At 64.3% G+C, this 26,285-nt stretch carries 21 protein-coding genes; 13 read left to right on the forward strand and 8 right to left on the reverse strand.

Annotation, left to right across the window (positions count from 1 at the left end):
• The first annotated feature begins 66 nt into the window (after nucleotides 1–66).
• From Q5H93_RS16530 to Q5H93_RS16555, 6 genes are all read left to right on the forward strand, one after another.
• On the forward strand, nucleotides 67–333 hold the full coding sequence (locus Q5H93_RS16530; protein ID WP_305007716.1) for a hypothetical protein: 267 nt from the start codon (nucleotides 67–69) through the stop codon (nucleotides 331–333).
• Nucleotides 334–460: 127 nt separating this feature from the next.
• Complete coding sequence (locus tag Q5H93_RS16535) at nucleotides 461–1,138, forward strand: response regulator (protein ID WP_305007717.1); 678 nt, start codon at nucleotides 461–463, stop codon at nucleotides 1,136–1,138.
• Nucleotides 1,139–1,174: 36 nt separating this feature from the next.
• Nucleotides 1,175–2,584, forward strand: coding sequence for a sensor histidine kinase (locus Q5H93_RS16540; RefSeq protein WP_305007718.1), 1,410 nt, complete (start codon nucleotides 1,175–1,177; stop codon nucleotides 2,582–2,584).
• Between the two features lie 141 nt (nucleotides 2,585–2,725).
• Nucleotides 2,726–4,336, forward strand: a complete 1,611-nt coding sequence (locus Q5H93_RS16545) for a SulP family inorganic anion transporter (protein WP_305007719.1) — start codon at nucleotides 2,726–2,728, stop codon at nucleotides 4,334–4,336.
• A gap of 37 nt (nucleotides 4,337–4,373) precedes the next feature.
• Nucleotides 4,374–5,075 (forward strand): carbonic anhydrase, encoded by a 702-nt coding sequence (locus tag Q5H93_RS16550; protein ID WP_305007720.1) that lies wholly within the window; start codon nucleotides 4,374–4,376, stop codon nucleotides 5,073–5,075.
• 175 nt (nucleotides 5,076–5,250) lie between these two features.
• The gene (locus Q5H93_RS16555; RefSeq protein WP_305007721.1) at nucleotides 5,251–5,886 is read left to right on the forward strand and encodes an HD domain-containing protein; all 636 of its coding nucleotides are present in this window, start codon (nucleotides 5,251–5,253) and stop codon (nucleotides 5,884–5,886) included.
• A gap of 202 nt (nucleotides 5,887–6,088) precedes the next feature.
• On the opposite strand, the gene Q5H93_RS16560 is transcribed toward Q5H93_RS16555, so the two are convergent.
• Complete coding sequence (locus Q5H93_RS16560) at nucleotides 6,089–7,318, reverse strand: serine hydrolase domain-containing protein (RefSeq protein ID WP_305007722.1); 1,230 nt, start codon at nucleotides 7,316–7,318, stop codon at nucleotides 6,089–6,091.
• A 19-nt stretch (nucleotides 7,319–7,337) separates the two neighbouring features.
• On the reverse strand, nucleotides 7,338–8,369 hold the full coding sequence (locus Q5H93_RS16565) for a DUF3667 domain-containing protein (RefSeq protein WP_305007723.1): 1,032 nt from the start codon (nucleotides 8,367–8,369) through the stop codon (nucleotides 7,338–7,340).
• A gap of 132 nt (nucleotides 8,370–8,501) precedes the next feature.
• On the opposite strand from Q5H93_RS16565, the gene Q5H93_RS16570 reads away from it, so the two are divergent.
• Entirely contained in the window at nucleotides 8,502–9,530 is a 1,029-nt protein-coding gene (locus Q5H93_RS16570) for a formylglycine-generating enzyme family protein (protein WP_305007724.1), read from the forward strand.
• 115 nt (nucleotides 9,531–9,645) lie between these two features.
• Nucleotides 9,646–10,362 (forward strand): hypothetical protein, encoded by a 717-nt coding sequence (locus Q5H93_RS16575; protein WP_305007725.1) that lies wholly within the window; start codon nucleotides 9,646–9,648, stop codon nucleotides 10,360–10,362.
• Nucleotides 10,363–10,614: 252 nt separating this feature from the next.
• On the opposite strand, the gene Q5H93_RS16580 is transcribed toward Q5H93_RS16575, so the two are convergent.
• Nucleotides 10,615–11,520, reverse strand: coding sequence for a DUF4339 domain-containing protein (locus tag Q5H93_RS16580; RefSeq protein WP_305007726.1), 906 nt, complete (start codon nucleotides 11,518–11,520; stop codon nucleotides 10,615–10,617).
• A gap of 175 nt (nucleotides 11,521–11,695) precedes the next feature.
• Between Q5H93_RS16580 and Q5H93_RS16585 the strand changes: the two genes are divergently transcribed.
• A complete protein-coding gene (locus tag Q5H93_RS16585) occupies nucleotides 11,696–14,248 on the forward strand; it encodes a type IA DNA topoisomerase (protein WP_305007727.1) in 2,553 nt (850 codons plus the stop codon).
• Between the two features lie 116 nt (nucleotides 14,249–14,364).
• Entirely contained in the window at nucleotides 14,365–15,249 is an 885-nt protein-coding gene (locus Q5H93_RS16590; protein ID WP_305007728.1) for a T9SS type A sorting domain-containing protein, read from the forward strand.
• A gap of 93 nt (nucleotides 15,250–15,342) precedes the next feature.
• Here Q5H93_RS16590 and Q5H93_RS16595 read toward each other — a convergent pair whose 3' ends face one another.
• Nucleotides 15,343–15,903, reverse strand: a complete 561-nt coding sequence (locus tag Q5H93_RS16595) for a DUF3575 domain-containing protein (RefSeq protein WP_305007730.1) — start codon at nucleotides 15,901–15,903, stop codon at nucleotides 15,343–15,345.
• A 222-nt stretch (nucleotides 15,904–16,125) separates the two neighbouring features.
• Here Q5H93_RS16595 and Q5H93_RS16600 point away from each other — a divergent pair, with 222 nt between their 5' ends.
• Genes Q5H93_RS16600 through Q5H93_RS16610 form a run of 3 tightly spaced genes read left to right on the forward strand, consistent with a single transcriptional unit; the run spans nucleotide 16,126 to nucleotide 20,925 of the window.
• Nucleotides 16,126–18,159 carry a tetratricopeptide repeat-containing sensor histidine kinase gene (locus Q5H93_RS16600; RefSeq protein ID WP_305007732.1) on the forward strand — a complete coding sequence of 678 codons (2,034 nt, stop codon included), beginning with the start codon at nucleotides 16,126–16,128 and terminating at the stop codon, nucleotides 18,157–18,159.
• Between the two features lie 16 nt (nucleotides 18,160–18,175).
• Nucleotides 18,176–20,245: an ATP-binding protein gene (locus Q5H93_RS16605; RefSeq protein WP_305007733.1), complete on the forward strand. Its 2,070-nt coding sequence runs from the start codon at nucleotides 18,176–18,178 to the stop codon at nucleotides 20,243–20,245.
• A gap of 44 nt (nucleotides 20,246–20,289) precedes the next feature.
• Nucleotides 20,290–20,925, forward strand: coding sequence for a response regulator (locus Q5H93_RS16610; protein WP_305007734.1), 636 nt, complete (start codon nucleotides 20,290–20,292; stop codon nucleotides 20,923–20,925).
• Nucleotides 20,926–20,931: 6 nt separating this feature from the next.
• Here the strand turns inward: Q5H93_RS16610 and Q5H93_RS16615 are convergent, their stop codons facing one another.
• From Q5H93_RS16615 to Q5H93_RS16630, 4 genes are all read right to left on the reverse strand, one after another.
• Nucleotides 20,932–22,761 (reverse strand): prolipoprotein diacylglyceryl transferase family protein, encoded by a 1,830-nt coding sequence (locus Q5H93_RS16615; RefSeq protein ID WP_305007736.1) that lies wholly within the window; start codon nucleotides 22,759–22,761, stop codon nucleotides 20,932–20,934.
• Between the two features lie 261 nt (nucleotides 22,762–23,022).
• Complete coding sequence (locus Q5H93_RS16620) at nucleotides 23,023–24,699, reverse strand: T9SS type A sorting domain-containing protein (RefSeq protein ID WP_305007737.1); 1,677 nt, start codon at nucleotides 24,697–24,699, stop codon at nucleotides 23,023–23,025.
• Nucleotides 24,700–24,845: 146 nt separating this feature from the next.
• Nucleotides 24,846–25,787 carry an enhanced serine sensitivity protein SseB C-terminal domain-containing protein gene (locus Q5H93_RS16625; protein WP_305007738.1) on the reverse strand — a complete coding sequence of 314 codons (942 nt, stop codon included), beginning with the start codon at nucleotides 25,785–25,787 and terminating at the stop codon, nucleotides 24,846–24,848.
• A 58-nt stretch (nucleotides 25,788–25,845) separates the two neighbouring features.
• Nucleotides 25,846–26,235 (reverse strand): c-type cytochrome, encoded by a 390-nt coding sequence (locus Q5H93_RS16630; RefSeq protein WP_305007740.1) that lies wholly within the window; start codon nucleotides 26,233–26,235, stop codon nucleotides 25,846–25,848.
• Between the last annotated feature and the right edge of the window lie 50 nt (nucleotides 26,236–26,285).

Raw genomic sequence — 26,285 nt, forward strand, 5'->3', positions numbered from 1 at the left:
TTTCTGGCCCGCTGTTTGTTTTCCTGGCATCGTTCACCTAACGAAAGCGCCCCGGCGCTCTGCCCTATGAAAACGAAACCAGTGCTTGTTCTTCTGGGCTTGTGCCTACTGTTGCTCAGTGGCTGTGTGGCCTCTACGGGGTATACCACTTACCGCCCGGTGCCGCCGCCCCCGCCGCGCTATTACTATGCCCCGGCCCGGCCGGTGATTGTGGTGCCCGCCCGCCGGGTGCCGCCGCCCGTGTACTACCGCGGCGGTCACGACCACCGTTACGGTCCCGCTAGCTACGGACGGGGCAACGGCTACCGCGGTGGCCCGCGCCGGGGCCGCTAAGCCTTCAGGATAGTACGTTTGAAAGCCCTTTCGCTGCCCGCGGAAGGGCTTTTCCGTGTAGCGCCGGGCGGTGGCGATGAACTGGCAGCGCTGGCCTGCGTATTTTCCGCCACTACCTTTGCGCATCATGAAAATCCTCTTAGTCGAAGACGAGCCGGCCGTGGCTGCCTTTCTGCACCAGGGCCTCACCGAGCAGCAACACACTGTGGACCTGGCAGCTGATGGCCTGCTGGGCCTCAGCCGCGCCCAGCAAACAGCCTACGACCTCATCATTCTCGACCAGCTATTGCCCGGCCTCAGCGGCCTGGAAGTGTGCCGCCAGATTCGGGCCCACGACCCCGGCGTACCTATCCTGATGCTCACGGCGCTGGGCGAAACCGACGATAAAATCCGCGGCCTCGACGCCGGGGCCGACGATTACCTGGTGAAACCATTTGCCTTTCAGGAGCTGCTGGCCCGCATTCGGGCGCTGGCGCGGCGGCGGCAGGACGCCCCGGCCGCCCAGGCCGTGCTGCGCCTGGCCGACCTAAGCCTAGACCCGGCGGCCAAGCGGGTGGAGCGGGCCGGCCAGCCCATTCAGCTCACGGCGCGGGAGTTTGCACTGCTGGAATACCTACTGCGCAACCAGGGGCGGGTGATGTCGCGGGTGAACTTGCTGGAGGATGTGTGGGAGACGAACTTCGACACGGGCTCGAATGTGATTGACGTGTACATCAACTTTCTGCGCAAGAAAATTGACCGCGACTTTGAACCTAAGCTCATTCACACCCTGGTGGGCATGGGGTATGTGATGAAGGCGGATTGAGTGAGAAGGCAGACGCTCTGATTTAATCTCTCTACCATGTCCATCCGCCTACGCCTGGCTTTGCAGTTTGCCGCCATTCTGGCGCTGACGCTGCTGTTGTTTGCGCTGGCAATTTATTTCTCGACGGCGCGCTCGCAGCGCGAGTCCTTTACCCAGAGTTTGTTTGCCCGGGCGCGGGTGGTAGCCCACGTGCACGTAGATGGGCTGCACCGCGATACGCCGGAAAGCCGCGCTTCGTACCGGCGCTATCTGCAGCAATTTTACCGCACGCTGCCGGAAGAGGCCGTGCGCGTGTACGATGCGGCCGACCGGCTGGTGTTTCAGGAGGGAGTGTTGCGGCGTAGCGCCGTGGTGCCCCCGGCCTGGCTGGCGGCCGTGCGCCACAACGGCCGCCAGGTGCTGGAGCCAGCCCATCAATATCACCAGACGGTAGGCCTGCTTTATCACGACCCCACCTGGGGCAATTTCGTGGTGGTGGCCTCGTCGGTGGATGCGGACAGCCGCGTCAAGCTTGAAACGCTGCGGAGCTTCTTGCTGGTGGGGCTGCTGGGCTCGCTATTCGTGGTGGGTATCGGGGGCTGGTTTTTTGCCGGGCAGGCCTTGCTGCCGGTGCGGCGCATGGTGCAGGAGGTGGACGGTATCACCGCTACTGACCTCACGCAGCGGCTGTCGCAGGCCGAAGGCGTCGATGAAATGTCGCTGCTGGCCCAGCGCTTTAATCAGCTGCTGGCGCGGCTCGAAACGGCTTTTGTGGGCCAGCGCACCTTCGTACGCGACGCCTCGCACGAGCTGCGCACGCCGCTGGCGGTGCTGATTGGGCAGTTGGAAGTGACACTGCTGCAGGCCGAGCGCAGCCCGGCCGAGTACCGCCGGGTGCTGGAAACCACCCTCGACGCGGCGCGCCGCCTCAACGACCTCAGCAACGGCCTATTGCAGATTGCCCGGGCCTCCGACGACCCGGCGCTGCTGCCACTGGCCCCGGTGCCGCTCGACGAGCTGCTGCTGCAGGCCCACGAGGAGGTGCTGCGCCGCTACCCCAAGTCCTGCGTCGATTTGGACCTGCGCGAGCCGCTGCCCTCGGCCCTGGCCGAACCATATCTCGTGATGGGCAACGCGCCGCTGCTGTTCTCGGCCATTCTCAACGTGTTGGACAATGCCTGCAAGTTCTCGGGCCCCGAAAGCGGGCGGCCGGTAGTGGCCACGCTGTCGGCCACGAGCAAGCGCGTGCGGCTGGAAGTGCGCGACCAGGGCCCCGGCATGAGCCCCGCCGACCAGGAGCAGGTGTACGTGCCGTTCTTCCGGGCCGAGGCCACGCGGGCAGTGCCGGGCCACGGCATTGGCCTGCCGCTGACCTCGAAAATAATGACCTTGCACGGCGGCAGGATAGGGGTGCGCAGCGCCCTGGGCGAGGGCACCACGGTGCGGCTGGATATACCGAAAATATGAAGTGACTGGGCGCCCACTTATTAAAAAAGCTTAATTGCGATTTAATTCGCTTTTAATGCTTCTTTAACCGCAGCTTAAGATGGCTGGTGTACCATTGTGGCCTCATCACCTAGTGGACTGATTTTCTATTAGTCTGACGCAATGGTTTCCCTCCCTAATACTCCTCAACCCGGCCAGTCGCTGGCCCCTACGCCCATTCCGGAACCGGCTACCGGCTTATTTAGTACCATTGGGCAGGATGCGCCGGCGGGGCTGGTGGTGTTTCTGGTGGCGCTGCCGCTTTGCCTGGGCATTTCGCTGGCCTCGGGGGCGCCGCTGCTGGCGGGGCTGGTGGCGGGCATTGTGGGCGGGGTGGTGGTGAGTTGGCTCAGCGGCTCGCAGCTGAGCGTGAGCGGGCCGGCAGCCGGCCTCACCGTGACGGTGCTGGCGGCCACGGCCACGCTGGGCTCGTTTCAGGCGGTGCTGCTGGCTACGGTGGTGGCGGGCCTTATTCAGATGGGGCTGGGGCTGGTGAAGGCGGGCGTGATTGGCATGTACTTCCCGGTGTCGGTGATTCGCGGCATGCTGGCGGCCATCGGCCTGATTTTGATTTTGAAGCAAATTCCCCATTTTCTGGGGGCCGACACTGATTATTTCGAAGATAACGACTTGTTTCAGTTCGATGGGCTAAACACATTCTCAGCCATTGGGGCGGCGGCTCAGCACATTGCGCTGGGCTCGGTAGTGGTGGGCACGGTGGCGCTGGGGCTGCTACTGCTCTGGGACTCGGCGCCGCTGAAGCGGCTGAAATTTACGCGGCTGGTGCCGGGGGCGCTGGTGGCGGTGGCCGTATCGGTGCTGCTCAATCAGCTGTTTAAAATCGTTGCGCCGGCCCTGCAGGTGCAGCCGCAGCACATGGTGAAGCTGCCGGTGGTGGCCTCGTGGCAGACTTTGCTGGGCGAGATGACTTTTCCCGACTGGGCGGCTATCAGCAACCCGGCGCTGTACGGCGTGGCCCTGACCATTGCGGTGGTAGCCTCACTGGAAAGCCTGCTCAGCGTGGAGGCCGTGGACAAGCTCGACCCCCACAAGCGCAAGACGCCGCCCAACCGCGAGCTGCTGGCCCAGGGGGTGGGCAACGTGCTCAGCGGCCTGCTCGGTGGCCTGCCCATGACGGCCGTTATCGTGCGCTCGTCGGCCAACATCAATGCCGGGGGGCAGAGCCGCCTGTCAGCTTTCATCCACGGTTTGCTGCTGCTGGCCAGCTTGCTGTTCCTTACGCCGCTGCTCAATCAGATTCCGCTGGCGGCGCTGGCGGCGGTGCTGCTGATGGTGGGCTTCAAGCTCACGGCGCCGGCCATCTACCGGGCGCAGTGGCGGCTGGGCTGGGGGCAGCTTATTCCGTTTGTGGTCACCATCACGGCCATCTTGTTTACCGATTTGCTGAAGGGCGTGGGCGTAGGGCTGGTAGTGGGCTTCTTCTACATCCTGAAAGCCAACGCCAAAGTAGCCTTCATCGAAGAACACGAGAACCAGCCGGGCCAGCTGTATTTGCGCCTGTCGGAGCACGTGTCGTTTCTCAACAAGGCCGGCGTGGTGCAGGCCCTGGAAAACCTTCCGCGCCATTCGCGGGTAATACTCGACGGCACCCGCTCGAAAGTAATTGACCACGACGTGCTGGAAGCCATTGAGTCGTTTCGGCGTATTGCCCCGGAGCGCGATATTGAGCTGGAGCTGCGCGGCATCCGGCCGGTGGAAGTAGCGGGCCACTAGCTAGCTTCGTCTTCCCATTTCAACAATTCCCACAGCAATGACTTCAATCGAAAAAATCCTCCAAAACAACAAAAAGTGGGTGGCTGACCGCAACGCCCGCGACCCCGAGTTTTTCCAGAAGCTGGCCACCGGGCAGCAGCCGCGCTACCTGTTCATCGGCTGCTCCGACTCGCGGGTGCCGGCGTCGGGCATCACGGGCACGGGGCCGGGCGAGATGTTTGTGCACCGCAACATTGCCAACCTGGTGGTGCCGGCCGATATGAACCTGCTGAGCGTGCTGCAGTACGCCGTGGAAGTGCTGGGCGTGCAGGACATCATGGTGGTGGGCCACTACGGCTGCGGCGGCGTGAAGGCGGCGGCGGCCAACAAGCAGTACGGCCTCATCGACAACTGGCTGGTGAACATCCGCGACGTGGTGCGGCTACACGAAACCGAACTGCTGCGCATCCGCGACGAGGAGAAGCGCCACCGCCGCCTGGTGGAGCTGAACGTGATGGAGCAGGTGCGCAACCTGGGCAAAACCAACATCATTCAGAACGCCGTGCGCAACAACAACAACGTGCGCCTGCACGGCCTGGTGTACGACATCGCCGACGGCGTGCTCAAGGATTTGAAAGTAGATACCGAGCAGCTCATCCACGACCTGGGCCCCATCTACGGCACCGAGGCCGTGCTGCCGGAGGAAGTGGATTCGGCCAGCTACGAGGGGCCGGAGCACGACCCGGCCGAGACGGAGTAGCCGGGGGATTTGCTTTTTTTCCTCGGTGGTATCGGCTATGAGCACCTGAGCTTGAAAACAAACGTGTCATTTCTTCCTGAAAAAGCGGCTGCCGGTGCTGGTGGCCGCTTTTTTTCGTAGTATTCGGGCGGCTAATCTATTTTTTTGTGCTTCTCTGGCTTGCAGCCGCTGTTTTATGGCCGACCTTCCTGCCCTTGCTGCCCGCTGGCAGCGCCTCACCACGCCGCTGGTGCCCGATGCGGCCCGGCGCGAAGTAGCTTTTCTGAAATTGACCGCGGCCTACGAGGCGCCGGGGCGGCACTACCACACCCTCACGCACCTCGAAAACCTGCTCAACCGCCTCGACGCCGTGCCGCTGCTCGATGCGGCGGTGGTGCAGCTGGCGGTGTGGTTTCACGATGCGGTGTATAACCCGCTGAAGTCGGACAATGAGGCGCGCAGCGCCACGCTGGCGCTGGACTTTCTGCGGCACTCCACGCTGGAGCCGGCGCGGCAGCAGCGGGTGGCCTTTCTCATCGAGCGCACCCACGACCACACCCAGCCCCAGCCGGCCGACGATACTGATTTGCTATACTTTCTGGATGCCGATTTGAGCATCCTGGGCGCCTCGCCGGCCGACTACCGGGCCTACGCGCAGCAGGTGCGGCAGGAGTACCGGCTGGTGCCCGACCTGCTCTACCGCCCTGGCCGCCGCAAGGTGCTGGGCCGGATGCTGGCGGCCCCGGTGCTGTTTCAGACGGCCGAGTTCCGGGCCGAGCTGGATGCGGCGGCCCGGCGCAATCTGGCGGCGGAGATGGAGGAGCTGGGGTAGGGGGATGTGCGGTAAGCTTTAGCTTGCCGGGAGTTGGGAGTTGGGTGTTGGGTGTTGGGTGTTGGGTGTTGGGTGTTGGGTGTTGGGTGTTGGGTGTTGGGTGTTGGGTGTTGGGTGTTGGGCTAGATTATCTGAATACCCAATACCCAATACCCAATACCCAACTCCCAACTCCCAACACCCAACCACGGCAAGCTAAAGCTTACCTCACATTTTTTCTTTCGGCCATCGCCAGCCCCAGCTGCGCCCAGTTGAACTTGTCGTTGCGGCCCAGGCGCACGAGGATGAAGTCGTTTTTGGGGTTGACGTAGATGTACTGGCCCAGCAGGCCCTGGGCGAAGAAGTCGCCGGCGGGGCGGGCGGTTATTTTGGCGGGCGGGTGGCTGCCTTTGGCGAAGTGGATTTCGGCGCTCGGCAGCACCCGGAACTCGCCGTGGCCAGTGGTGTCGGTGTGGGCTTCGAGGCGGCGGTTGTGCCACCACTGGTAGCTGTAGAGGTAGCCGTTGGGGGCCTGCTGGGCGAGGTCGTACACGGAGGCATCGACCCAGGCGCGGGGCACCACGGGGCGGCCCTGCCAGTCGCCGTGGCGCAGGTAGAGACGGCCGAACTTGGCGAAGTCGCGGGCGCGGGCGTTGAGGCAGCAGAAGGCTTTTTCGGTGTCGTGCTTGCGGCTATCCAGGCTCCAGGAGGCGTCGTACTCCATGCCCAGGGGCTGCCAGATTTTCTCCTGCAGGTACTGGGCCAGGGGGCGGCCGGTGGCGCGGGCCACGGCCATGCCCAGCAGCTGCGGGCAGATGCTGATGTACTCAAAGCGCTGGTCGGGCGCTTCTTTGACCTTTAATTTCCGGACGTACTTGGGCTGGTTGCGGCCGTAGTAGTACTTGGCCACGTCGCCGAAGGGGTTGAAATAGCTTTCGTTGTAGGCAATGCCGGAGCGCATCTGCAGCAGGTGGCGCAGGGTGACGGGGTCGAACTGCTTGGCGTCGAGCTCGGGCAGGTACTTGCGGATGGGGTCGTCGACGCTGCCGATATACTTTTCTTCAATAGCAATGCCCACCAGGGCCGACACAAACGACTTGGCGGCCGAAAACGACGGCACTTCCGACGCGGCGGCGTAGCCCTCGCGGTACTGCTCGTACACCAGCGTATCGTGCCGGATGACGAGCAGCGCCACCGTGCCGGTGTGCTTCAGCAGGCCCTCGAAGTCGTATTTCTTGCCCTTGAGGGTGACCTCGCGGGGCCAGGTGACCGTTTGCCCTGGCCGGGCCGCGTGAAACTGAAACGGCACCGGCGCCCGCGCGATGGGCCGGGCCGGAAACTTGCGGTTGTCGCGCAGGTCGGCGAAGTTGTAGAGGAAAAAGCGGCCGACGTGGCAGGCGGATAAGGCCAGCAGCGCGGCCAGCGCGAGGAGGAGGGAAGTAGCGCGGAGCATGGGGCAGGTGGAGGTAAACCTAAAAAATAACCACGCCCAGCACGGTGCCCAGCAGCGTGCCCAGCACCAGCAGCAGCAGGTAGGCCAGGGCCAGGAGCGTGGCTTTGAGCAGGGTTTTGCCCCAGCCCTGCTCATACACCCGGCGCAGGGCCAGCACGAAGTAGGGCAGTATCAGCAGCGGCAGCCAGGTGCTGACGCTGGTGAGGCCCAGCTCGTCGGTGAGCAGGCCCAGCATGAGCAGCACAAACAGCACGCAGTGCAGGTGAATGGTGAAGATGAGGTGGCCCAGGTAGTAGCGCCGCTGGCGCCGGTAGGTGGCCTGCAGCAGCAGGGCGGCCAGCGGCATGAGCAAAAACAAGAGGATGGAAGCCGTGCGGATGGCCACATGGGCGGTTTCGTCGGGCGAGGCATTGCGCCAGCGCAGGTAGCGGCTCACGCGCAGGCGGCTGAAGTAGGTGGGGGTGGCGCCCTTGCTGCGGATGAGGGAGTCGACCTGCCGGGAACTGGCGTGGTCGGGCAGCCGGGCCAGGTCGCGGGCCCGCAGCACCGAGTCGTTGCTGAGCGGCACGCGGTAGCCGGCGCCGCTGTCGAGCGAGTCGCCGCCGATGTTGATGCTGAAGAAGGGCTGCTTGGCCGGGCGGGCCGTCAGGCTGTCGGTGTTCATGTTGTACACAAACCCCCGCCGGACGGGCCGGGCGTGGGCAGTGCCTTCGTCGGTGCTGTGGCCCGCCACCCAGCCCAGCAGCAGAAAGAATACGAAGCTGATGAACACATACAGCCGGATGGGCGGCACGTAGGGCACCCGGTGCCCGGCCAGGAAGCGCCGCGTGAGCTCGCCGGGCTTGAAAAGCAGCAGCCGGGCGGTGCTGAACACCTTGCCATCGAAGTGAAAGACGCCTTCGAGAAACTCCTCCACCACGTGGCCCACGCGCAGGTCGATGGCGTGGTTTTGCTGCCCGCAGCGGGGGCAGAACTCGTCGGGCCGCGCGGGCTCGAACTGGTAGTGGCAGTTGGCGCAGGCGGGCTGCTTGTGGGCGGCGTGGTGGGCCATAGGGGCGGGGGCACGGGGTTGGAATGCCAAATATCAACGCTGCTGGGGCAAGATGCGCCTAAGCGGGGCGTTTTTGGGGGCGGGCGGAGAAGAAATAAGACATTCGCGGTGGCAATGTACCTTGCGCGTTCCATGAAGAGACTGTGCCTGTATCTGCTACTTCTGACGGCTGCCGTGGGCGGCACCAGCTGCGCCACCACGAAGCAGCCGCCCACCGTGACGGCCCCCGGGGTGGTGTATATCCGCGACAGCCTCTACCTGGACGAGGCCGAGGTGGCCAACATTCACTGGCTGGAGTACCTGTACTTTTTGCAGACGGATTCGAGCCGGGCGGTGTACGAAGCGGCTTTGCCCGATACCACGCTCTGGAGCAAGCACCGCCTGAGCTTGCCCGATACCGTGCGCGATGTATTTATGGACTATTACCTGCGCTTTCCGGGATTCCGGTATTTTCCGGTGGTGGGCGTCAGTCAGGCGCAGGCCGAGGCGTACTGCCGCTGGCGGAGTGCCAAGGTGATGGAAAACCTGTACACCTCCCGTCGCCAGCGCCGCCGGCTGCGCGACTACGACGTGCAAGTCAGCTACCGCCTGCCCACGGCGGCCGAGTGGGCGCTGGGCGCCAGCGGCCGGCTCGACCCGGCCCGGCATCCCTACGGCTACGAGCACCCACCCCGGCAGGTGCCGAAACGCAAGCGGGTAGACCGGGTGCCCCAGTGCTACAACCCGGTCGATTTTCCGGCCGGGGCAGCCTTCTTCCTCACCGAAGTCAACGTGCTGGAGCACCTGTATTACCAGACGGCGCCCGGCCAGCCGCCGGTGTACTTCCGGTGCGATGGCCCGCCGCGCCCGCCCAACCCCGGCACGACCATGGCCGATATCCGGCCCGATGGCAGCGTGAACCCGGATGCCGCTGGCGTCGAAAAAATCACCGACTACGTGTACGCCTACCCGCCCAACGGCTACGGCCTCTACAACATGATTGGCAACGTGGCCGAGCTCACCACCACGCCCGGCCAGGCCAAGGGCGGCTCCTTTGAGCACCCGATGGCGGCCTGCCGGCCCGGCACCTACCAGGCCTACGACGGCCCGCAGGAGTGGCTGGGGTTTCGCTGCGCCTGCACCATTCGGGTGCGGCGCAAGGCCAGCCGTACGGCACCGTAACACCGGGCGCAGGGGTGGGAAAAGCCGAAGTATTCAGGTAGCGCATTGCCGTGTCAAAAAATCCGCTTACCTTTTGGCCCTCATTCATCTCTCACCATTTACCCCACTACCTTACATGGCCCAACCCAAATACGCCGCCCGGTTCGAGAACTTCTTCCCGAACCTGCGCCTCAACCGCGCCGAATTTGCCGACATGGCCGAATTTACGCTCAATGCCCTGCGCACCAGCGGCAAGTACGCCGCCCTGGCCGAGGCCCTCGAAGCCGAGCTTCAGCAGTACCGCACCGCCCACGCCGGGCAGCTCTCGGGCGAAGGCCAGGCCACCACGCTCACCGCCAAGCAGGCCCTCACCGACTTCAAGGCCTACCTGAAAATGGTGGAGCGCAAGTACATCATCCCCACCTACGACGAGGGCAGCGCCGACTTCAAGGCCCTGCTGCCCAACGGCCGCAGCGGCTTGGCCAAAACCGCCCAGAACAAGGTGGAAGACGCCTTCACGGCCTTTCTCGACGCCATGGACGCCCGCCCGGTAGCGTTTCCGGAAGCCCTACGCCAGCAGGGCCGGGGCACCAAAGACCAGCCCGGCATCCTGGGCAACCTGCGCGCCACCCTCACGGCCGCCGACCAGGCTAAAAACGCCAGCGGCGCCCGCAAAATCGACCTGCACGACGGGCGCAAGGCTACGTGCGTGGTGCTGTTTAAGGTGTATGCCACGCTGCTCGTGGAGTTCTTTGATAACCCGGCCAAGGCGGCGCCGTTTTTTGATTTGAGCAAGGCTGGCCGCTCCGACGGTGGCCCGAAGCCGCCGAAAAATACCCAACCCAAGGCCTAAACGCGAAACGCCCGCTGCAACTGGTTGCAACGGGCGTTTCTTCGTGCGCGGGGCACTGCAACCGGTTGCAACGGGCGGCGCGCGACGGATTGGGGCATTGCAACCGGTTGCAACTGGCGGCGCGCCGCGAAACGGGCGTTGCAACTGGTTGCAGTAGGCTGCGGGTGGCGGATTGGGGTGTTGCAACCGGTTGCGGTGGGCTGCGCGGGACGGTGCGGGATGTTGCAACCGGTTGCAATGGCCTTGGCAGAATTACATGGGATTAGCTTGGTAGTCTGCCGCTGCTTCAGCTGCGTCAGCTTCCTGCTGCGCATCATAAACGTATTCTAAGCCGGGGGCTTCGATATGATGAATAGAGCAGTATACGCGGGTGCCACGGTCAGTATTCGGAATTGGCCAGGTAACAGTGGCGTGAGCATCCACTCGATTCATTAACACGTAGCGCGTTGTATAAAGACCTCCGTTAGCCTTGAAGTAGTTTACGGCTATCACATTATTTCGCAGTCTGTAGCCAGACTTGTTGTTGAACTGGAAATAGGCATTAGAGATGCCGCCGAAAGTGCCAGGAGTGTAGGGTAGCATATCTACTGCCAAGTATTCCAGAAAATGTTGACGATTCCAAGCGCGTTGCTGCTCTTTGCGTTCAATTTCTACCTGTGCAAGACGAGCTTTTTCTGCTTCGGCTGCTTGCTGAGCCTGTAAAGCTGCATCATCGACAGATGGGAACGGTTGAGTGGTAGTAGTCACCGGTTCGACATATGAAATGCTAGGGGTTCGTAAAACTCCACTCGTGAGTAGCAAAAAAGCCACAAGGGCTGCTACAGTTCCACCGCCTATTATCCATAATTTTCGGTCCGGTAGTACAGCCGATTTTTTCTGAGTTAAAGGAGGTGTGTAGATAGGCGTTTTGTAAGTAGGTGCAGAGGGAATAGAATTGTGTGCACTGCTATTCTGCGGAATGGGAGGTGGAGATTTACGTAATGGTGGAGGAAGTTTCGGCAATAACGCATGTACCTCTGATACCACTATTGCGGGTTGCCAATCAGGCATGCCCTCATGCCATATCATAGAGGAGGGTTTCAGCCCGTGTTTGGTCAAATCTGTTAGTACAAAAGGACCTGCTGGTTCTTGTCCATTGCTGATGTAGTACTGTTTCATTTTTAGATTGGTGAAAAATATGTTTGACCAAATGTAACAGTAGTTTCAGAACCAACAAAGCCTTGTTAATGCTAAACCGGCATGGATGAATAAAACCGACCTTTTCCCGCCGTATTTTTGTTGATTCCCGAGCGCTGCCACCCATTAGCGCAATCCATATAATCAGCGAAAATCAGTGATAGTCTGCATTGCCGAAAAACCCAGCGTCGCCCGCGAAATTGCCCAGGTCATCGGGGCCAAAAACCGGATGGACGGCTACTTCGAGGGCAACGGCTACCAGGTCACCTGGACCTTCGGGCACTTCTGCCAGCTCAAGGAGCCCGACGACTACGACCCGCAGTGGAAGCGCTGGAACATCCACGCCCTGCCCATGATACCGCAGAGCTTCGGCATCAAGCTCATGCGCCGCGACGAAGGCGTGGTGAAGCAGTTTCACACCATCAAAAAGCTGGTGGATGGCGCCACCGAAGTCATCAACTGCGGCGACGCCGGGCAGGAGGGCGAGGTCATCCAGCGCTGGGTGCTGATGGAAGCCAAGTGCCGCAAGCCCGTCAAGCGCCTCTGGATTTCGTCGCTCACCGAGGAGGCCATCCGGGCCGGCTTCCAGAACCTGCGCGACGGCAAGGAATTCGACTCGCTCTACCAGGCGGGCAAGAGCCGCGCCGTGGGCGACTGGCTGCTGGGCCTCAACGCCACCCGCCTCTTCACCCTCAAGTACACCACTTACCAGGACAAGCAACTCCTGAGCATCGGCCGCGTGCAAACGCCCACCCTGGCCCTGCTGGTGGACCGCTACCACGAAATCCGCAACTTCAAGCCCGAGCCCTACTGGGTGTTGCGGACCGAATACCGGGGCACGATGTTCAGCCACATGGCCCCGCCCAAGCAGGCCAAAGCCGCCGACGACGCCCCCGATGAAAAGGAGCGGCTCAAAGCCCTGGGCTACTTCGTGAGCGAAGAAGAAGCCAAGGCCGCCCTGGAAGCCGTGCGCCCCGCGCCGCTCACCGTCACCAACATTGAGATTAAGAAGGGGCGGGAGGCGCCGCCGCGGCTGTTCGACCTCACCTCCCTGCAGGTGCAGTGCAACAACCAGCTCGGCCTCTCGGCCGAGGACACGCTGAAAATCGTGCAGGGCCTCTACGAGAAAAAGGCCGTCAGCTACCCCCGCGTCGATACCACTTTTCTGCCCGACGACCAGTACCCGAAAATCCCCGGCATCCTGCGCGGCCTGCGCGGCTACGAGGGACTGACCGAGCCGCTGCTGGGCGCCAAGATTCCCAAGACGCCCAAGGTTTTCAATAATAACAAAGTCACCGACCACCACGCCATCATCCCGACCGGCGCGGCCGGCCCCGGCGGCGGCATGGAAACCAGCGTGTACGACATCATCACGCGCCGCTTCATCGCCGCCTTCTACCCCGACTGCGAGGTAAGCAACACCACCGTGCTGGCCGAGGCCGCTGGCTACCCCTTCCGCGTGCGCGGCCGCCAGATTCTGAGCCCCGGCTGGCGCGTCGTCTACGGCGACCCCGCCCAGCAGCAGGCCCCCAGACCCGCGCCCGCCGCCGGCGAGAAGCCCGCCGGCACCGAGGCCGACGACGACGTGGTGAGCACCATCCTCCCAACGTTCGTGCAGGGCGAAAGCGGCCCGCACGTCCCGAAGCTGGACAGCAAGATGACCCAGCCGCCCAAGGACTACACCGAGGCCATGCTACTGCGCGGCATGGAGACGGCGGGCCGCAACATCGACGACGAGGAGATGCGCCAGGCCATGAAGGAAAACGGCATCGGCCGCCCCAGCACCCGCGCCGCCATCATCGAAACGCTGTTCAAGCGCAACTACATCCGGCGCGACAAAAAGCGCATCCTGCCCACGCCCACCGGCATCGAGCTCATTGGCCTTATCCGTAACCCCACCCTGAAATCGGCCGAACTGACCGGCCAGTGGGAGCGCAAGCTGCGCCAGATTGAGAAGGGCGAACTGTCCTCAGAGCTATTCCTACAGGAGCTCACCGGCCTGGTGTGCGAGATGGTGCAGGAAGTGAAAAGCGACGGCAGCGGTAAGCTCGTCACCTCCGGCAGCGCCGAAAAAGCCGTGGCCGAAGCCCCAACACCCAACACCAAAAACCCAACACCCAACACCCAAAAGGCCGCCAAACCCGAAACCGCCGGCCTCGGCACCTGCCCCAGCTGCAAAACCGGCCACATCCTGCGCGGCAAAACCGCCTTCGGCTGCGCCCGTTTCCGCGAGGGCTGCCAGTTCCGCCTGCCGACCGATTTTCAGGGCAAGAAGCTCAGCGACCCGCAGGTGAAAGCCCTGCTCACCAAAGGCCGCACGCCCGTAATGAAAGGCTTCATCGGCGCCGACGGCGAGAAGTTCGACGCCGCCATTGTGCTCAATCCGCAGCAGCAGCCCGAGCTGCTCATCACCGCCGGCCGCGCCCCCGGCGCCTCGCCCGACTCGGGCCAGATTCCGTGCCCCGTGTGCAAGCTCGGCACCATGCTCAAGGGCAAAAGCGCCTACGGCTGCTCCCGCTTCCGCGAAGACTGCCAGTTCCGCGTGGGCTTCGAGTGGGGCGGCAAGGAGCTCACCGAAACGCAAATCAAGCAGCTGCTGCGCCGCGGCGAAACGGGGCTCATCAAAGGCTTCGTGTCGGCCAAAACGGGCAAGAAGTACGACGCCAAGCTGAAGGTGGACGAGGGGCGCGTGGTGCCGGTGTTTGAGTAGGGGCGGGCTGGCGGCCGTCAGACGGCAAGCCCGTTAGCAACCCTGGGGTTGGTGGTACACGTAGAAATTTTGACTACATTTAGCCCGTCTTCTTTCACCCGTTCACTCCCAACCCGATGAAACTACGCTTACTCCTGGCCGCCGCTGGTGGCCTGCTCGGTGCCACTCAGGCCAGCCACGCCCAAACCGCCGCCTGGTGCCCGCCCGGCGCCACCTGGCATTACGAGGTGCAGACCCTGGGCGGTTCTTTCCCCGTTACGCTGCGTTATGCGGGCGACACGCTAGTGGGCGGCCACCAAGCCCAGCGGCTGCGCTACAGCGACTCGTCGATGCCCACGAAATATGTGCGGGTGTCGAACGACAGCCTCTACAGCTGGCACAATGGGCGCTACGTGCTGCTGTACCGCTTCGATGCCCGCCCCGGCGACTCTTGGCAGACCTACGCGGGGCACGCCTACGGCATCTGCCCACAGGCTCCGGTGACGCTGACCGTGGATAATGTGGGTACGCAGGTAATCGGTGGCCGGCCTCTGCGCTGGCTGAGCGTGCGGGTGAGCGCGCCCAGCCAAGGAGGCGTACTTCGCATCTACGACAGCATTGGGAGCATAAATGGCTGGCACCCGTATGCGCCCACCTGCGGCGGCACCGACCCCGACTATCTGTATTTGCGTAGCTTCGAGGCGCCCAACTGGCCCACCGTGGGCGTGGGCGTGGGCACCACCGGCCAGTTGCAGGTGCTGGCCACGGCCGAAGCCCGCGCTGCTCAGGCCAGCTTCACGGCGTACCCGAACCCTACCACCGGCCTGCTCACCCTGGAAATTGCGGCCCCGCCGGCTGCCGCGCAGGTGGTAGTGCGCGACCTCACCGGGCGGCAGCTGCGGCGGCAGGCCCTGTCCGCCAGCCGCCAGCTCGACCTGCGCGGCCTGCCTAGCGGCAGCTACCTGCTGACGCTGGAAAGTGCGGGCCAGCCGGCCCTTACCCGGCGCATCACGGTGCAATAACCGGGCACTAACCGGCCGGAAAAACCAAAAAAGCCCGCCGTAAAACAGCGGGCTTTTCCAATGGACAGGGCTCTCGCCCATGAGAAAACTTATCTAAAACGCTACCCCGAACGTGAGTCCCGAGCGCAGGCCAAACCCGGTGAAGGGGCCGGCGTCGAACGACTCACTGTGGCCCAGTGATTCTACCTTGATGTCGCCGCCGTTGTACGACGGGCCGAGGAAGAAATCGAGCGAGAATCGGTCTTTCAGCAGCAGCTGGTAGCCCGCCACCACGCCGCCGCCGTAGGTATTGAGCTTGCCTTTGCTCGTGACGTTGGTGCCGTCGTCGAAAACGTCCTCCACCGTCAGCGTCAGATTCTGGTAGCGCAAATACGGTGCCACGTAGAAGCCGCGCAGGGCGCCCTTCTTCTCCGACAGGTACATGCGATACTCGGGCGTGAGGGCGAAGCCGCTGATTTTGGTGTCGCCCACCTTCCAGTACGTCACCAGGCCGCCGAGCTGGGCGCTGCTGCTTTCGGTGAGCTTATGCTCGAAAAAGAAGGAGCCGGTTTTGACGAGCGGGCTGAAGATATTAACCTTCAAAACGTTGTTTTGGGCCTGGGCCCCGGTGGCGGTGGCCACGAGCAGCGCCGCGGCAAGCAAAAGCTTTTGCATGAAAAAAGGGAAAATTGGTGGTTGAAATCGAAGAAAAAGCGCCGCAGAAAAGGCGAGAAAAACCAGGTCCGTTTTGACGATGCAAAGTTGGGCGGCGGCCGGGCCGGCGGGCGTCACGGGAAGCCGGTATTCGGAGCTACTGGAAAACCAGTATTTTGCGGCTTAGCCCTTGAATTAGGGCCGTTAAGGCGCTAGGTTTGTCTTCGTAATCCCGGTTTTATCATGCGTTTTCGTATTCCTGAGCTGGCCCGCCACGGGCTGGTGCTGCTGGCTTGGTCGCTGCTCGGGCCGTGCCCCCGGGCCCAGGCCCAGCGGACCTCGCCCGCCGATTCGCTGCGCGTGCATCAGCTCATTACCCAGGCCAAGCAGGTGGGCTCCGACACCCTGCGCCACCGCCAGCTGCTGCAGCAGGCCCTGCGCCTGAGCCAGGCCGCGCACTACGACTACGGGGTGGGCACCACTTATAATGAGTTTTCCATCCTGGCCTCGACGCGCTCCGACTACCCCGCCGACAGCCTCTACCTGCACCGCGCCCGGCAGGTGCTGCAGGCCCTGCAGCGCCGCCAGCCCACCGACCCCCGCGTGATTCGCAAGCTGGCCGACGTGGACGGCAACTGGATAGTGCACCTGCAGCGCACCGGCCGCTACGCCACCGCCGTGGAGGCCATGCTGGCCGCCCTCGACTACCAGCGCCAGCACAAGCTGTATGCCACCCAAGTGATTACTTACTACAACATCGGCGCCACGCTCGCCGCCCTGGGCCAGCGCCGCCAGGCCGTGTACTACTGGAAAGAGGGCCTGCAGCTGCGCCCCCAGGCCCCCGAGCAGGGGGTGCTGGTGCTGCTGGCCGCCAGCCTGGCTTCGTATTACAACGACAGCAAGGAGCTGCCCGCGGCCCGGAAATACCTGGAGCTCTGCCAGGAGCTGTCGAGCGAGGAGGCGGGGCGGCAGTACCGGTTTCAGTACCTCTGGATGCTGGGCAAAAGCGAAATGGACCAGGGCCACCTCAACTTTGGGGTGAAGATGCTCGACCAGTCGCTGAGTCTGGCCCGGCAGCAGGCCGGCGTCGACGACGTGGGCGTGCTGCTGATGGAAGCCGCGCGCGGGCACATGCAAATCGGCCACTACGAACAGGCCCGCCTCTACCTGCGGGAGGCGCTGACAATATTCCGCAACAGCAACATGCCGGAAAAAAAGGACATGTATGAATCCCTGACCGAGGTAGAGGAAAAAACGGGCCATCCCGCCCAGGCGCTGCACTACCTGCGGCAGCTCAACACCTTCAAAGACAGTTTGGCCAGCGTGGAAGTGAAAACCCAGCTCAACGCCCTCGAAACCCAATACCAAACCCGGGAAAAGGAGCAGCGCATCCGGCTGCTCCAGCAAAACCATACCCTGCAGGCCCGCGAGCTACGGCGCCAGCACCAGCTCACGTACGGGGCGTTTGCGCTGGTGGCGGCGCTGCTGGGGGCGGGGGGCCTGGGCTACGCGGCGCTGCGCAACCGGCGGCAGCTGGAGCGGCAGCAGCAGCAGCTGCAGGCCCAGAAAATCCAGGAGCTGGAGCAGGAGCGGCAGCTGCTGGCCACCGAGGCCATGCTGCGGGGGCAGGAGGAGGAGCGCAGCCGGCTGGCGCGGGACCTGCACGACGGGCTGGGGGGCATGCTCTCGACGGTGAAATTGTACCTGGGTTCGGTGCGGGGCAATGTGGTGCTGCCCGAGGCCAGCGCGCAGCTGTTTGCCCGTTCGCTGGAGCACCTGGACGGCTCCATCAGCGAGCTGCGGCGGGTGGCGCGCGACATGATGCCCGAGGCCCTGCTCCAGTTCGGCCTCGTGCCCGCCCTGCGCGACATCTGCCAGGCGCTGGGGCACCGCGAGCAGTTGCGGGTGCAGTGCCAGGCCTATGGGCTGGAAGAACAGCGCCTGCCGCAGCGCACCGAAGTAGTGGTGTACCGCCTCATACAGGAGCTGCTCAATAACGTACTCAAACACGCGCAGGCCAGCGAAGTACTGGTGCAATTGATGCGCGACGGCAACCACATCCAACTGGTGGTGGAAGACGACGGCCAGGGCTTCGACCCCGCCACCGTGCGCGGCGGCGTAGGGCTGCGCAGCATCCAGGCGCGGGTCGATTACCTGCGCGGTACGCTCGACCTGCAAACGGCCCCCGGCCAGGGCACCACCACGACGATTGACTTCGATGTGCCGCCGGGGTCGCTGGTAGAAGAAGCCAGCCGCAGCGCCCGGTTTACCGATTAATTCACTGACAATGTTGATGGCATCGTTTCGTCGTTTGCTGCGGGCCGGTTGCCAGGCGGCGCTGCCGCTGGGCCTGGTGCTGCGGCCAGCCCTTGCCCCGGCCCAGCCGGGTCCGGCCGATACGCTGCGCTTCAATGCCTTGATGGTGCAGTTTGAGCGGGCCTCCCCGGCCGATACGGCGGCCCAGCGCCGCTATCTGAGTCAGGCGCTGGGACTGAGCCGGCGGGTGCGGTATGAGTTTGGGGAAGGGGCGGCGCTCAATGCTTTGTCGTACGTGGCCTCGCTACGCAACGACACGCTGGCGCACCGCCGCCTGCTGCAGCAGGCCCGGCAGCTGCTGGTGCCGCTCTACCGGCGGCACCACAATCCGCGCGTGGGTCAGGTGCTGGCCGCCAACATTAACAACCAGGCCAACGACCTGCAGGTGAAGGGCGACTACCAGGGCGCCGCCCGCGCCATGCTCGACCTTATTGCTTACCTGCGCCAGGCCGGCGCCCACGAGCTGCTGGTGGTGGCCTACTACAACCTGGGCGGCGTGTTCTTCTCGCTCGACCAGTTCGAGCAGGCCATCTACTACTGGAAACAGGCCCTGGCCCTGCAAAACCAGGTGCGCGACGCGCCCGTGCTGGTGGTGGCCGCCGCCAACATCGCTAACCACTACACCGCCCACGGCCAGTTTGCCCAGGCCCGGCCTTACCTCGCGCAGGCCGCCGCGCTCTCGGCCCGCCCGCCCGGCGTCCAGTACCGCGACCAGTACCTCAACGCTCAGGGCAAGTATGAGTTGGCGCAGGGCCGCCCGCAGCAAGGCGTGGCTCTGCTCGAACAAGCCCTGACCCTGGCCCGCCGCCGCGGCGACCCCAGCATCATCCTGGCCATGCTGCCCGACGTGGCCGAGGGCCACCAGCAGCTGGGCCACTACGCCCAAACCCGCGCCTACCTGCTCGAATGCCTGAGCCTGACCGCCGCCGCCGGCGACGTGGACCAGACCGTGGAGCTCGAAGCCCTGGCCGAAGTGGAGGAAAAACTCGGCCACCCCACCCGGGCGCTGGCTTACTTCCGCCGCTTCCACACCCTGCACGACAGCCTCAACAGCCTGGAAGTCAAAACCCGGCTCAACGACCTCGAAACCCGCTACCGCACCCGGGAGAAGGAGCAGCGCATTACATTGCTACAACAGCGTCAGCGCCTGCAAGCCGAGGAGCTGCGCCTGCAACACCAGCTCACCTACGGCGCTTTCGCCCTGATAGTAGCGCTGCTGGGGGCGGGGGGGCTGGGCTACGCGGCGCTGCGCAACCGCCGCCAGCTGGAGCGGCAGCAGCAGCAGCTGCAGGCCCAGAAAATCCAGGAGCTGGAGCAGGAGCGGCAGCTGCTGGCCACCGAGGCCATGCTGCGGGGACAGGAGGAGGAGCGCAGCCGGCTGGCGCGGGACCTGCACGACGGGCTGGGGGGCATGCTCTCGACGGTGAAATTGTACCTGGGCTCGGTGCGGGGCAATGTGGTGCTGCCCGAGGCGAGTGCGCAGCTGTTTGCCCGTTCGCTGGAGCATCTGGACGGCTCCATCAGCGAGCTGCGGCGGGTGGCGCGCGACATGATGCCCGAGGCCCTGCTCCAGTTTGGTCTCGTGCCCGCCCTGCGCGACTTGTGCCAGGCCATCGACGCGGGCGCCGGGCGCCGGCTGGGCAGCGAAGCCGGCGGCCCCCGCGTGCAGTTTCAGGCCTACGGGCTGGAGGAAACGCGCCTGCCGCAGCGCACTGAAGTGGTGGTGTACCGCCTGGTGCAGGAGCTGCTCAATAACGTGCTCAAACACGCCCAGGCCAGCGCAGTGCTGGTACAATTGATGCGCGACGGCCGCCACATCCAGCTGGTGGTGGAAGACGATGGGCGCGGCTTCGAGCCCACCACCGTGCGCGGCGGCGTAGGTTTGCGCAGCATTCAGGCGCGGGTCGACTACCTGCGCGGCATTCTCGACCTGCAATCGGCCCCCGGCCAGGGCACCACTACCACCATCGATTTTCACCTGACCGCGCCGGAGGCGCCCGCCCTCGAGGCAACGGTCCGAACCGCCGAAACGTCATCCCTGGTCTAAGCTGCCATCTATCGTCCTCGTCTTTTACCCGCCCACTCTCTGCTATGGAACCCATTCGCGTCCTGCTCGTTGACGACCACCGCATGGTGCTCGAAGGCCTGCGCGTGCTGCTCGAACCCCTCGAATACATCGACGTGGTGGGTAGCGCCGCCACCGCCGCCGAGGCCTTCGCCGTGGCCACCGCCACCCGCCCCCACGTGGTGCTGCTCGACATCAACCTGCCCGACCTCAACGGCATCGACGTGTGCCAGCGCCTCGTGGCCGAGCAGCCCGCCATCAAAATCATTGCCCTCACCACCCTCAACGAGCGCAGCTACCTCACCCGCATGCTGCAGGCCGGGGCCGTGGGCTACGTGCTCAAAAACGCCCTGCCCGAAGAGCTGGCCGAGGCCATCACGAAGGTGTACGCGGGCAAAAAATTCTTCAGCGACGAGGTGCAGGACCTTTTGCTGCTGCCCGACCCCGCCACCGCGCCCGAGGCCGCTGCGCCCATCCTCACGCGCCGCGAAAAGGAGGTGCTGGCCTTCATCGCCGATGGCCTCACCAGCCAGGAAATGGCCGACCGCCTCTTCCTCAGCCCCCTCACCATCGAAACTCACCGCCGCAATTTATTGACGAAATTCGACGCGAATAATACTGCAACGTTGATTAAAGCAGCGGCCCGTTTGGCGCTGATTTAGAGTGAGCTATTTGTTGGAGTTTTTCAGCGCCAGGCAGTAGTGCAGGCGCAGGCTTACCTGGTGGTAGTGGTCGAAATTAGACGCCGCGTAGGGCTCGATGCTGAAGCCGGTATTGGGCAGGTAAATGCGGGCGCTGGCGAAGCCCAGCGTAGAACTGTGGTAGAATGTGGGGGTAAACGGCATGCCGGCGATGCCCGCCAGCAGGTGCCCCCGGCTGAACCCAAACCCTGAGCCTATGCCCAGCCGCATGGTATAGGGTGCCGCCGCGTGGAGGCCGTAACCGGCATCTGCCTGCCCGAAAAACTTCTGGCGCCGCCCGTACCAGAACATCAAATCCGGGGCTAAGTGACTCAGGCCATTCACACCGGCATCGGTCGAAGGGGTGTTGGCCAGCTGCCCCACGTGTAGCCCCACCCGGTAGCCAAATTCGCGCCGACCCGGCCCCGTCCGCTCGCCAGCCATAAACAGGTTAATGCTGTACAGGGCCTGCCGAAGCGTGGTATCGGGCGAGTAGGTAGTCGTTGAGCCATAATCGTCGCGCGTATCCACCCCGATGCGGTCGGTGCCCCCGCTCACACCCAGCCCCACGGTATTCACGGCGCCCGAGGTCTTTTCGTTGAAGCGGTAGGCGGCTTCGGCGCTCACTACGTAGGTGCGGTGATTGTACACTTCGGGTGGCTCGCCGCAGCCGGTATTATCGGCATCGTCATACGTGGTTTGCCGGGCGCCCACGGTAATGGTCAAGTCTTTACCCTGATTCGCGCTGGAGTCGGCGGGCATCGTTTGGCTGGTGAGCAGCAGCACTATGGCCACCAGGCCCAGCGGGGCCCGCAGCCAAGCGGGCGAGCCGCCGTTTGGTAAAGGCTGCGCTTGCAGCAACCAGGCACCTGCTTCCATTGCCAGCACGGCCAGCAGCAGTGCTTTAATTACCAGCACCTCGGGTAGCACCAGCGCGCCCGGCCCCAGCAGAGCGGCTACCAGCAGCAGGCCCGTCAGCACCAGCAGGTGCCGCGTGGGCTGCCCGGCCGGAGCTGGGGCCTCTGTTGCCACGGCGCGGCCTTTATACCACGCCCAGGCCGCCAGCGCCAGCAGGCCCACCGGCAGCAGCACCCACTGCACGGCCAGCAAACGCACGCCGCCCAGCTGCAGCATCTGCGCGCCCACGGGCTCCCCGGCCGGGTCGCGCCAGCTTTCCAGCAGGCCGCGGCCCAGCAGCAACAGGCCCGCACTCAGCAGCGCCCAGGAACCGGCCGGCCAGTGCCGGTGGCGCGTAAGCCACAGTGTGGCAGCCGTGCCCGCGCACAGCAGCAGCGCCAGCAGCTGCGTGGGCAGCACCGGCAACGCCGCCGGCGCCGTGGCCGGGATGAGGCCCGCCGCCACCTGCGCCCACCACGGCGGCGTGCCGGCCGCGTACACCAGCCCCGCGCCGCTCACTTCGCCGAAGCAGCAGCCGGTGAGTAGGCAGCCTACGCACTGCACCGCCAGCGCCGCGCTCAGGGGCCAGGCCAGTGCGTCGAATACCTGCCGGCCCAGGCCCAGCCAGCGGTGTAGGGCTAGCAGCGCGAGGCTGCCCAAGAGGCTGCCGCCCAGCACCGAGCGGGCGGGTTCGAGCGGCCAGTGGCCTTCGCGCAGCAGCGGTCCCCAGGCCGCCAGCGGCATCGTAATGAGCTTCGTGCCCACGATGAAGGCCAGCAGGTAGCCCGCCAGCAGCACCAGCCAGGGCCGCAAAGGGAAATTGCGCCGCCAGCCTTCTATCAGCGCACCCAGCACCAGCGTGAGAATGGCCAGCACGTAAAACGTCGTGTAGTAGTGGCCGTGGGGTATGTGAGCCTGCATAGGAATGAGTGCCAGCGGGGTGGTGAGGTAGATTGCTACTGGTTGGCGAATCTACGCGCAGCTAAGGTTAAAATACGCCCTGACTTTCGGTAAATACGGACGTGAAAAACAAAGCCAGCGCCACAAAATATTCCTCACAGGCACAACCTTGCGTTCGGATAAAGGGACTTTTGATGCTACTTTTTCGAGCCGGCGAATGGCCCAAAAACAAAAGCGCCGCCCGGTACTCGGGCGGCGCTTGGGCTCCAATGACGAGGTCGTTTATTCTTTCACCCAGCGGCCGCGCCAGGTTTCGCTGCCCAGCCGGGCTTCCACCACGTACACGCCGGCGGCCAGCTGCGGGGCGTTGAGTTGCGTTGGGCCGGCGCTCACGGCTTGCTGATGCACGACGCGCCCGGCCAGGTCGCGCACGAGCACGGTGCCGGGGCGGGCGGCCTCCAGCTGCAGCGTGGGGGCGCTGCCGGGGTTGGGCAGCAGCGTGAGCGGGCGGGCGGCGGCCGTTGCCCGGGCAGCCAGCACGCCCAGCTGGCCGTTGTCGTCGAGGCTCTGGGCGTAGATGCCGCCGTCGAGGCGGCTGTCTGACCACACGATTACCAGCTGATTGCTGGCGAAGGGCGGCACCGAATAGTCCTGCTTTTCGCTGTTCACGTTGCTCAGGGCGATGATGCCGCTGCCGGTGGGGAAGGCGTGGGTACCGCCGGTGTAGGTCACCTTAGTGGAGGTCAGCCAGCGCTCCAGGATAGTGGTATTTTCGGAGTAAATGACGATGAGGCCGTTGCCGGTGTCGCGCAGGGCCTGAACGGCGTAGTAGCGGCCGCTCACGGGCATCACCTGTACGCCGGCGTTGGTGAGCAGGCGGTTGCCGGTGGCGGGGTCGAGGCTTTGGAAGAAGATGCCCGAGTCGGACTGCGAGGAATTGGTGGCGTTGAGGCCCACGTAGAGCTGGCTTTGGGCGGCCACGTACTGCAGCTTGCCCTCGAAGCGGGCGGTGGCGGTGCCGGTGATGACTTCCACGCCTTCGGGGTTCCAGAGGGCGCCGGTGGCCGTGACGTGCTGTACGTACACGTCGCCGAGGTTGGCGTTGGCGGGGTTGCCGGTGTTGAAAGCCAGGAAGTAGCCGCCCGCGCCGTCGCTCACCGGCTCGGCGAAGTAGGCGAAGCCGGTGGTTTTGGTGCTCACCTGCACCGGGGTGGCCCACACGGCGGCGCCCGCAGCGTCGTAGCGTTGGGCGAAGTAGGTGGAGACGCCCAGCCCGAAGCCCGAGCGGCGCACGAAGTGCATGATGAACTCATCGCCGGTGGCGGGCACCGGGATGGCGCGCTCGCTGCTGGCGGTAGCATCCACAATGCGCTGCGGGGCGGGCCAGGCCGGCGTGCCGGCGGGCGAAAACTTCTGCCAGGCCACGGCCGGCTTGCCAACGTTGCTGTCCGAGTTCCAGGCCACTACCACGTTGCCGCTGGGCAGCACGCCGATGGTGGGCGCGAGGCCGCTGCCGGCGGCCGGGTCGAGGAGCGGGATGCCGTTGGCGCCCCAGAGCTGCTGGCCGGTGGGGCTGACTTTGTAGATGACGCACTGCATGGCGCCGCTGCGCTGGTCCTGGAAGGCCAGCAGGGCGTTGCCGGCGGCGTCGCTCTTGAGGTCGTAGCGGAAGGTGGCGGTGGTCTGGGGCTGGTTGCTTACCAGCAGGCCGTTCGGGCCGAGCAGCTTGTTGCCGTTGCGGTCGAGCAGCTGCAGGTGCATGGTGTAGTTGGTGCTGGGGCTGGTGGCAAACCACGATACCCAGGTGCCGCCCGCCGGGCCGGGCGCGCTGAGGGGCGCTTCCTCGGCGGTGCCGGTGGCGTCCTGCACGGGGGTGTTGAGGAGGATGTCGTTGGTCCACTGGGCCTGGGCGGGGAGGGCGAGGGCCAGGACTGCAGAAAAAAGTAGGGGTTTTAACATGGGGAATGCTCTTAAGAAAACTGAAAAAGAACTGTCATGCTTCATCTGGCGTACACGCAGTGAAGCACCTTATCACGCTGGAACGATTGGGTTATTGCCTCGTTCCGGCGTGATAAGATGCTTCGCTTTGCTCAGCATGACAGGTGCTAGCCGCGCGTGTAGAACGGCTCGATGGTGCGGAAATAGGGGTTGACGCCTTCCTCCGAGTTTTTGTCCAGCACCATCAAATCAACGAACTGGAACTGGGCGGTGTTGCCCTGTAGCACCGGGCCGAGCTCCTGCATGAAGGCGGGGTCGGCGCTGGTGGTGGTGAAGGCGAGGAGCAGGCGGGGCACTTCGGGCTCGTGGCTCATCACCATCTGAGCCAGGTAGGCTTCCTGGATGTGGTCCTGGGCGGCGCACCAGGCTTTGATGGACTCGGCGAGGGCGGTGGGGTAGTCGGCGGGCTGGCTGAGCATCACCTGGGCTTCGCCACCGGGCTGCGGGGGCATGGGGCCGGTGAGCTGGCCGGCGAGCAGGGCGGCAATTTCCTCTTTGGGCAGGGGCTTGCCGGCCGGCGAGAAGGGGTTGAGCACGCAATCCTGGCCCTGCGTCATGCTGAAGAAGGCGTGGCCGGGCACGCGCACGTAGCTGACGGGGACGTCCTGGCCGCCGTCGGTGAGGCGGGCGGGCGAGGTGAAGATGGGCAGCTTGCCGTCGTTGAGAATCTGGAGCTGAATTTCCTGGCCCTCAGTGATGGTAACCTCGCCGGGCTCCAGGCCTTCTTTAGGCGCCAGAATCATCAGGATTTCCTCCTGCAGCAGGGCCTGGTAGAAGGGCGGGCGGGCCTGCTCCTCCGTCACGGCGAGCAGCAGGAGCTGCTCGAGCACGTTCTGTGGCTCGAAGGGGAACTGCGGAATCTGCGGCTCGCTGGCGTAGGCGGGCTGGGCCGGCGCGATGGGCTCGGCCGGGGCCGTGTACTTGGAGCCCTGGTAGCGGGGGCCGCTGGCGGCGGCATCGGCCGGGGTGGTCGGCGCGGCCGGATTGGGGGTGGCCGACGGGGTGGAGGCGTCGGCGGGTTTGTTTTTCAGGAAATCGAGGAGGCCCATGATAGAGGGATGGTTTAGACGTGCAAATTACGCGGAATGCCAGACTTTACCGCCAGAATTATTGCGGGCAGGCCCGGAGCTGCTCGTCAACTTCGGCAATGGTGCGCGGGGTGGCGTGGTTGCCGAAGTGGTTTTCGATGTAGTTGAGCAGGTTGGTGAGCTTGGCGGGGCTGAGCTCGGCGTGGCCGGGCATGACCTGATTGTACTGGATGCCGTTGACGGTGATGGGCCCGGTCTGGCCCTGGCGGATGAGGCAGGGAAGGTAGTCGCGGTGCTCTTTCAGATAATCGGCGCCGGCGAGGGGGGGGATGAGCTGGGCGAGGCCCTGGCCCTGGTCGCCGTGGCAGCTGGCGCAGTGCTCGGCGTAGAGCTTTTCGCCCTGGTTCTGCTTGTTGGTGAAGCAGGCGGGGAGGAAAAGGAGAAGGAAAAAAAAGCGGCGGAGCGGCATGGATTCTTAACAAATAACTGCTTTGTTGCCGGGTGTTGGGTTTTTGGTGT

Source organism: Hymenobacter aranciens (assembly GCF_030580865.1).
Taxonomy (GTDB): Bacteria; Bacteroidota; Bacteroidia; order Cytophagales; family Hymenobacteraceae; genus Hymenobacter; species Hymenobacter aranciens.